This is a genomic window from Brevibacillus sp. AG (assembly GCF_028369215.1).
GTDB classification, from domain to species: Bacteria; Bacillota; Bacilli; order Brevibacillales; family Brevibacillaceae; genus Brevibacillus; species Brevibacillus porteri.
The window spans coordinates 463,733-471,297 of sequence record NZ_JAQMYO010000007.1; the positions used below are offsets into that span (position 1 = coordinate 463,733).

The 7,565-nt window shown below is 47.7% G+C and carries 8 protein-coding genes and 1 other annotated feature; of the genes, 4 read left to right on the forward strand and 4 right to left on the reverse strand.

Annotated features, from left to right (window positions below):
- Positions 1 to 79 precede the first annotated feature (79 nt).
- The 4 genes from POF51_RS21010 to POF51_RS21025 form a co-directional block, all read right to left on the reverse strand.
- The gene (locus POF51_RS21010) at positions 80 to 1,258 is read right to left on the reverse strand and encodes an aminotransferase (protein ID WP_017251967.1); all 1,179 of its coding nucleotides are present in this window, start codon (positions 1,256 to 1,258) and stop codon (positions 80 to 82) included.
- Positions 1,255 to 1,755, reverse strand: coding sequence for an Lrp/AsnC family transcriptional regulator (locus POF51_RS21015; RefSeq protein ID WP_007722565.1), 501 nt, complete (start codon positions 1,753 to 1,755; stop codon positions 1,255 to 1,257). The genes POF51_RS21010 and POF51_RS21015 overlap by 4 nt, the downstream gene beginning before the upstream one ends.
- Before the next feature lie 126 nt (positions 1,756 to 1,881).
- Positions 1,882 to 2,123, reverse strand: a binding site (T-box leader).
- 49 nt (positions 2,124 to 2,172) lie between these two features.
- Positions 2,173 to 3,669 (reverse strand): sensor histidine kinase, encoded by a 1,497-nt coding sequence (locus POF51_RS21020; protein WP_069846540.1) that lies wholly within the window; start codon positions 3,667 to 3,669, stop codon positions 2,173 to 2,175.
- A complete protein-coding gene (locus tag POF51_RS21025; RefSeq protein WP_069846543.1) occupies positions 3,666 to 4,349 on the reverse strand; it encodes a response regulator transcription factor in 684 nt (227 codons plus the stop codon). The genes POF51_RS21020 and POF51_RS21025 overlap by 4 nt, the downstream gene beginning before the upstream one ends.
- Positions 4,350 to 4,629: 280 nt before the next feature.
- On the opposite strand from POF51_RS21025, the gene POF51_RS21030 reads away from it, so the two are divergent.
- From POF51_RS21030 to nadD, 4 genes are all read left to right on the forward strand, one after another.
- Complete coding sequence (locus POF51_RS21030) at positions 4,630 to 5,316, forward strand: YceI family protein (protein WP_069846546.1); 687 nt, start codon at positions 4,630 to 4,632, stop codon at positions 5,314 to 5,316.
- Between the two features lie 154 nt (positions 5,317 to 5,470).
- Positions 5,471 to 6,259, forward strand: a complete 789-nt coding sequence (locus tag POF51_RS21035) for an NUDIX hydrolase (protein ID WP_017251963.1) — start codon at positions 5,471 to 5,473, stop codon at positions 6,257 to 6,259.
- Positions 6,260 to 6,325: 66 nt separating this feature from the next.
- Entirely contained in the window at positions 6,326 to 6,871 is a 546-nt protein-coding gene (locus POF51_RS21040; protein WP_271756017.1) for a cysteine hydrolase family protein, read from the forward strand.
- 30 nt (positions 6,872 to 6,901) lie between these two features.
- Positions 6,902 to 7,540, forward strand: a complete 639-nt coding sequence (gene nadD, locus POF51_RS21045) for a nicotinate-nucleotide adenylyltransferase (RefSeq protein ID WP_069846552.1) — start codon at positions 6,902 to 6,904, stop codon at positions 7,538 to 7,540.
- Positions 7,541 to 7,565: the final 25 nt, after the last annotated feature.

A 7,565-nucleotide genomic window follows, 5' to 3' on the forward strand; every position in this document is an offset into this window, starting at 1 on the left:
CCGCTTCTTCCCCCCAACATCTACTCATAAAAAAGGGAGCAGCTTGAAAACCGCCCCCCCTTTTATTTCCCGGAAAATGTTAGGACAGCCGTCCCATCAAGCGCTCCATACGTTCCAGCGCCTTTTTCAATTGCTCCATCGATGTTGCATAAGAACAACGGATATGACCCTGTCCGCTTTCGCCGAACACGTCTCCAGGTACAACAGCTACCTTTTCCTCCATCAGCAGCTTCTCCGCAAACTCAGAAGAACTGAAACCTGTAGAAGCTACAGACGGGAATGCGTAGAATGCTCCGTCCGGCTCGTGGCAAGTCAATCCGATTTGACGGAATCCATCTACCACATAATTGCGGCGCTGACGGTAGCTCTCAATCATTCGTTCCATATCAGAGCGTCCATGACGCAGGGCTTCCAATGCAGCCATCTGAGCCATCGTCGGTGCACACAGCATGGTGTACTGGTGGATTTTCAGCATGCCTGCGAGCAAATCAGGCGACGCGCAAACATATCCCAGACGCCAGCCGGTCATCGCGAACGCTTTGGAAAAACCGGAGATCAGGATCGTCCGATCTTTCATCCCTGGCAGAGCCGCGATACTATCGTGCATTCGACCGTAAGTAAGCTCTGCATAAATCTCATCAGAGATCACCATAAGGTCGTGCTTTTCAATGATCGGCAAAAGTGTTTTCCACTCTTCAGCCGTCATGGTCCCCCCAGTCGGGTTATTTGGATAGCAGAAAATGATTGCTTTTGTACGCGCGGTGATGTGCGTCTCCAGCTCTTGCGGTGTCAGCTTGAACTCGTTTTCCATCGTAGTTTTCAGGAAAACCGGCACCCCGCCAGCCAAGCGAATGACTGGTTCATAGGAGACATAGCAAGGCTCCACGACCAATACTTCATCACCCGGATCAAGAATGGCACGCAGTGCGATATCAATCGCTTCGCTGGCACCAACCGTCACGAGAATTTCGGTCTCTGGATGATAGCTGACAGAAAAACGTTCTTCCAAGTATTTCTGAATTTCCACGCGCAATGGCAGCATACCTGCATTGGATGTATAAGCTGTATGTCCACGCTCCAGGGAAGAAATCGAAGCTTCTCTCATGCGCCAAGGAGTGACGAAATCAGGCTCCCCTACGCCCAAGGAAATGACTCCCTCCATCGATGCTGCCAAATCGAAAAAGCGGCGAATGCCTGATGGCTTCAACGACTGAACTGTATTGGATAAACGGTTTTTGACTTTGACTTGTGTACTCACGGCGTAACCACCATCCTGTGATCTTCGTCACGATCTTCCAGCTCAATACCATCGTGCTTGTAACGTTTCAAAATAAAGTGTGTAGCTGTTGAGACAACTGAATCGAGAGTGGACAGCTTTTGCGAAACAAAAGTGGCTACCTCTTTCATCGTTTTGCCTTCCAAAATAATCGACAAGTCATAGCTTGCACCAGACATCAAGTAAACAGCCTTCACTTCTGGGAAACGGCAGATTCGCTCCGCCACTTCATCAAAGCCAACATCGCGCTTCGGCGTGACTTTCACGTCAATCATGGCGTTCACGTACGGATGATCATCCACACGCTCCCAGTTCACCAGCGCTGGATATTTAACAATGACCTTCTCGGCTTCCAATGCTGCAATCGTCTGCTCAACGACCTCGGTCGGCTCTCCGATCATTTTTCCGATTTGCTCAGCGCTCATGCGACTGTCTTCTTCCAACAGGTGCAACAGCTCTCTTTGCTTCAAGCGATCCATGCCCCACCACTCCAGTTTTCTCTTTATTTTTTGTACATAAGTGCGTGTTCAAGTAGTCGACTTTTTGAACAACGGCATCATTCAAAAAGCCTCAGCAACCAGACTCATGATTTACATGAATCCGATTGCTGAGGCGAAGGTATCGCGGTACCACTCAGCTTTTTTGCCTCTCTCACAAAAGGCAAACTTGTGCTGTCTACAAAGACATGCGCCCCATAACGTGGGCCATCCGCTGCTTTCTACTTGGCATTTTCAAAAGCAGAGCTCCAAGGTGGCTTTCAAAAAGAGTTCGCGGCTGCCCTCTCAGCTAACAGGCAACTCTCTGGACGTCAAAATCCCTTTTTTACTTTCCTTTTCACGGCTGTGTTGGTTGTTTTATTGAATGTCTCAGATTATAAATGAGGTTTTCTCTCATTGTCAACCAACAACTTCTGTCTTCTGGACCTCTTTCAAACCGATAGGCAACCAGACGCGAAACACCGTCCCTGTTCCCAGGCTGCTTTGTACGTCAATTTTTCCTCGATGATTTTCTACGATGGATTGGGTGATCGACAACCCCAAGCCAGCACCTCCGCTTTTGCGTGCGCGTGAGGATTCAATCCGGTAGAAACGGTCGAATACATGTGGGACATGCTCCGGTGCGATCCCGGCCCCATTATCTCTAATCGTCAGTTCAATCCCATTGGAAAGCTTTCTCAATGTAAGCTCGATCTCACCGTTCACAGGTCCAGTATGCTGCACCGCATTTTGAAACAGATTGAGAATGACTTGCTTCATTCCGTCACAGTCAAAAGTAGCCGAAACATTCGGTTCTACGCGGAAATGAACGTTTCGGTCACCGGCCAGAACCATGAGCTGCGATTCCATACTGTGCACGACCGCGTCCAACTGCCCTTCTTGCAAAAAGAAAGCTGGTTCCCGATCCATCCGAGCCAGGTACAGCAAATCGTTGACGAGTTTGTTCAGCCGCTCTGTCTCGCCGTGCATGCTTTTCAATGCTTTCTGTAAATGTTCGGGATTTGCCGCCGCACCGCGCAGCAGCACCTCCAAAAAACCATGAATGGATGTCAGCGGTGTTCGCAATTCGTGAGAGGCATCCGCCACAAAGCGTCGCATCCGTTCTCCAGCTTCTTGTTCGATTTTAAAGGAGGTTTCCAACCGCTCCAGCATTCCATTAAAGACCGCCGATAATTGATCAATCTCCATCTGACCTTGATCCATCGGCAGTCGTTCATCCAAATTACCCGCATTGATCCGTTCAACTGTAACCTCAATACGCGAAAGTGGATTCAGCGTACGACGGAGCACAGGCACATAGGTTAACAAACCAATGAGCAAGGCGAGTGCAGACGCAGAGAAGAAAATGATCAACTGTGGAAAGAGCACTTCCCGCATCGAGCCAACAGGTGTACTCAGTTGTACGATTCCTTGCAGCTGTTCAGGTGATTTGATAGGTGCCAGCACGACCAAATAATCCTTCCCAGTGCTACCTTCCAAAATTTTGTATTTAAAACTGCATACACCACTAGCTAAGATCTCGCGGTATAAACTCTCAGGAAAGCGCGGGGAATACCCTTCGGTCGGATTCGCAAACAGCTCCGTCACGTTGGCGTCATTGTCAATAAAGGCATACTTGATATCGGGTGTACGCAAGGAAAGCAATGCGCTGACATACTGATCGTTTTTCGGGAGCGTTTCCGTGTCTTCCAAGACCTGATAAGGAACGGTAACTGCCAGATTTAACAGGCTTTCCGCTTTGCTGCGATATAAGAACTGCTCCATCAATAAGTATTGAATCATGCCGATTAGAAGCAGCAACCCGGATAAGATAAATAACGAACGTGACAACAGCTGGTAGCGCAAAGAGTTCGGTTCTAGGAAGGCGGCCCATTGATTGTTTCGATTCATCGTCATACAAAATCAACCCGATAGCCCGCACCGCGCAATGTGCGAATGATCCGATGCTGACGATCGTTCAGTTTGTCACGCAGGGAGCGGATATACACCTCGACAATATTCTCCTCCCCACCAAAATCATAGCCCCACACATTATCCAGAATCATGGGTTTACTCAACACCAAGCCGTGGTTCGTCACCAAATATTTCAGCAAAGAGTATTCCGTTGGCGATAGCTCCAGAAGCGTGTCCTCGTAGCTAATCTCCTTTCGTCTGTCATCGATCTGGAAGGGGCCGAGATGTACCTTGGAGAGCAGATGCGGGTAATGATTGCGAATGCGAGCATGGATACGGGCAAGCAGCTCCTCAAAGCTAAACGGCTTGATCATATAATCATCAGCACCCAACTTCAGCCCTTTTACCCGATCCTCTACGTCTTCTCTGGCTGTTAGCATGATCGTTGCTACATTCTGTATCTTTTTCAGCATCCGGCATACCTCGAAGCCGTCCATACCTGGCATCATCACATCGAGAATGACGACATGGGGCTGATGCTCCTTCACCATGGTCACCGCGGTCATCCCATCTTGTGCCGTCAATACTTGGAAGCCTTCATTTTCAAGACCCATCTCCAAAAATTGCAGGATGGTCGGTTCATCATCGACAAGCAATATTTTAATGCCTTTGTTTAGGCTCATTTTTTTCACCTCACCTCTATTTTACCTGAACAGGCCAAGAGTAGCTGAATGTTTGCTGAATATGCCCTGAGTACGAGCTGAAAGCTTTTTACAGAATAACAAACCAAAAAATGTAAATTTCATATAAAAAACGTTGATAATTCTCTTACCATTGCACTTTCAACAAACTTTCAGCCAGCTTTCAAGACCCACTCAGCTTCCTCTCTCATAATGATCCCTGCGTAGTCAAATACATACGACTCAAATCTGAACACTTCAAAAACATGGAGGTTATACAATAATGAAAAAGAATTCGGTTATCCTGACAGCTTCAGTTGCCACGCTCGTGGTCGGTATCGGAGGTTACATGCTCTATGACTATTTCGTGGGAAACCATGTGGAGATTCAGCCTGCAGCTGCGGTAACCACAGCCTCATCTACCGCTTCCTCAACGGCTCTGACAGCAGATCAACTGAATAAAAAATGGAAGATTAATGACCAGTCCAAAGTCTATTTCTCCGTAACGACATCGAAAGAAACGGTAAACTTTGAAATGGACGGGATTACCGGCAGCTGGGATGTGAACCTCTCTGCACCAGATCAAATGAAAGCAACAGCTTCCGCTGACTTGAATCAGCTGAACTCCGGTAATGAAAAGCGCGACACCCATATTAAATCTCCTGATTACTTTGATACTGCCGTGCACCCAGCTGCTACTTTTGAAGCGAAATCTTTTGAGAACTGGCCAACGGCATGGACAGAAGGACAAAAGGCTTCGTTCACCATCAATGGCGTCCTGACCGTAAAAGGAATTGCCAAAGACGTGAAAATTAATGCTGACGCGATTTATTCCCAAGGCAAGCTACAGTTGGAAGGAACATCCATCGTAACGTTTGGTGACTTCGGATTGACCAGCCCTCATACAATCGTGGCCAAAACGGAAGAAAACATTAACATTACATTGCGACTCGCGCTGGATGCTGTTTAATCACTCGCTTTTCGCAGGAACTGCTTCGAGAGACGTCTGACATTCACAGACGTCTTTTTTCACACATTTTTACATTGTTATATTGACATTGTTAATTCGATATCATACCATAAAAGCATGATAACAGATTCGAGCAAACGGAAAGGATGATCTTGTGAGTACGTCTCCCCTTCGAGCCAAACGCATCCACTATCGGACCAAAAAGTACCGCTCGCCGGATGGACTTCCAACAGATATTTGCCTCTTTACGATCCTTTCCATCCCGCGCCAAACGAAAACAAAATCGCTGCCACACAAGCAATTGGCCGTTCTTTTAATCAAGCGAAAAAGCGATATATTTGGAGAGCAATGGGCCTTGCCTGGCGGGTTTTCCCATGAATCGGAGACACTGGACGAATGCGCCTATCGTGAGCTGAAAGAAGAGACGAATATTGACCGCGATGTACACATCGAGCAGTTGAAGACGTACTACAAGCCGGGAAGAGACCCTCGTGGTTGGATCCCGAGTGTTGCCTATGTCTCCCTCGTTCATGAAGATTTATTGAAGCACGCACAGGCAAATGATGACGCATCGGACGCGCAGCTGTTTCCGATTGAGGAAGCCTTTGCCCTCAACCTTGCTTTTGACCATCGTGAAATTTTAACTGACGCCTTACAGCGAGTTCGTGAGCAGATGCTGCAAACGACTATTGCCAAAGCGTTTTTGCCAGATGAGTTTACCTTGAGTGAGCTGCTGCAAGTGATTGAGACTGTCGTTCCATCCTTTTCGGCAAAAGATCGCGGTAATTTTGAGCGTCGCTTGCTTGCGACAACCCGACGACAAGGACTTCTCGAGCCAGTTCTATCGGCTGACGGACAGCCTGTCTACTCGACCGAGTTTTCGAATTCGCCAGCCAAGCTCTATCGCTTTACTGGCTTTACCCCAATTGCCATGATTTACTGAGCAAGGACACTTTCTCGGTGCTGAACAGCTGACTTTTTGAACGCACAAATTCAGGAGGTTTTTGCCATGAAAGCTTTGATTGTGATCGACTACACAAATGATTTTGTCGCGACAGATGGTGCATTGACTTGTGGTGAGCCTGGTCAAGCTATTGGAGGACGCATTGGAGAATTGATCCGCGACTTCCTCGCAGAAGGCGATTTTGTCGTCATGGCAGTCGACGCTCATCGCGAGCAGGACCCGTACCACCCTGAGACAGGTCTCTACCCTCCACATAACATTATCGGTACGTCTGGCCGGAATTTATATGGCAGCATTCAGGAGATTTACGAGGAATTCGAAGATACGATTCACTGGATGGATAAGACGCGCTACAGTGCTTTTCAAGGCACCGACCTTGCGCTATTGTTGCGCACGAGAGGTATCACTGAGGTTCATCTGGTAGGTGTCTGCACGGACATTTGTGTATTGCATACAGCGATTGAAGGCTTCTATAATGGCTTTTCTGTCGTCATCCACGAGGATGCAGTAGCAAGCTTTCTTCCAGAAGGTCACAAATGGGCTCTCGGTCATTTTCAGAACCAGCTTGGCATGACTGTCCGCAAAAAATAACAAGCTCATGGCGAATAGGAGGCAATCTTCATGCGAATCGGCATTTATGGCAGCAGCTTTGATCCCATCACGTACAGCCATTTGTTCACAGCAGCGACCGTCGCTCATCGGAGACGACTGGATAAAGTCATTTTCGTACCATGCTCTTCAAAGCGTCATGATAAAAAATTGCAGACAGAGGACGTCCATCGCTTGCACATGCTCAAACTGGCTTTGGCAAGCAGTACACACAAAACAAACAAGTATGGCGAACCACTTTTCGAAATTTCTACAGTCGAGATGGATGCCTTGCCAGGTGAAACCTATACGTATGATACGATGATTCACATGAAAAAGAAGTATCCAAACGACGATCTCTTTTTCATTATGGGATCGGATTTGTTAGAGGGACTGTCGAACTGGGGCAACGCTGAAAAGCTGGTCGCAGGCTTCAACTTCATCGTGATGTCGCGCGAAGGCTATCCAACCGCTGACCTGATTGCGGAGGACGCGCTGCTGCGCAATCACGACGAGCATTTTCTCATTATGAGCAAAGGCATCAACATGGGAATCAGCTCTACCTATATCCGAGACGAAATCCGCAAAGGCGGAGACCCCAGCTTCCTGTTGCCGGATGCTTGCCTTCAGTACATTTATGAAAAAGGAATTTACAAAGAGCCCTACGTATAAATCCAAAAAGAAAAACAGCCGAACC